Source organism: Variovorax sp. FW301-JW7, from assembly GCF_058788795.1.
In genome coordinates, this window is the sequence record NZ_JBYTBC010000039.1 from 1 (window position 1) to 747 (window position 747).

At 64.9% G+C, this 747-nt stretch carries 1 protein-coding gene; it reads right to left on the reverse strand.

Features of this window, described 5'->3' with window-relative positions; translation table 11 throughout:
- Nucleotides 1–747 (reverse strand): type VI secretion system Vgr family protein (locus tag AC3WQM_RS31990; protein ID WP_492683862.1); only part of this gene is annotated, 747 nt, incomplete at both ends.

A 747-nucleotide genomic window follows, 5' to 3' on the forward strand; every position in this document is an offset into this window, starting at 1 on the left:
GGTTGCCGCTGGCCTGGGCTCGGGCGCCCTGGGTGCGCAGTGCCTGCATGCGCAGCAGGGCAAGCAGACGGCCTTCGCCGTGAGGGTCGGTGCTTGTGTCTGCTCCTGCATTGGGCTGGGCGTAGTGGCTACCTCCCGCGGCGGATGCATGCCATTGATAGACCTCGCCATCGGCCTGCCCCGTGGGGCGCGGATCAGTTCTGGAGACACTCAGATCCGCCCTGGGGCGCGTGTAGTCATAGTCCCGGGTGGCGTACTTCCCACTGGTGAGCTGGTGCTGGGGAACGAAGCTGTGGATGTACTCGGCATCGATCTTCCAGCCCGGGGCGTGGTATTCCACCTGCTCGTACAGCGGATCACCCGCTGCATAGGCCCCCATGGCATCCGAGAGCACCAGGCGGTGTTTGCCGTCCGAATGCTCGAAGTGGTAGCTGATGCCCCATTCCTGGCACAGGCGGGCAAGGAAGGCGAAGTCGCTCTCGTTGAACTGGGTCTGGTAGTCGCGCACCGGGTAGTGCTCGATCAGGCGTTTGTCCACGGGGAAGGCGTAGCCGCCCAGGAGTTCGTCCAGGATCTGCACGACGCTGAGGTTCTGGAAGATCCTGCAGTCGGTGCGCAGGGTGGCCAAGTGCAGCCAGGGGCGCAGGGTGAGCTTGTACTGGACGTGGCGGCCTTCTTCGCCCCACAGGGCCGCGCCGGTGATCAGGGCGTTGATCTGGCGAGGGGCAGAACCATCGAGTTCGATCT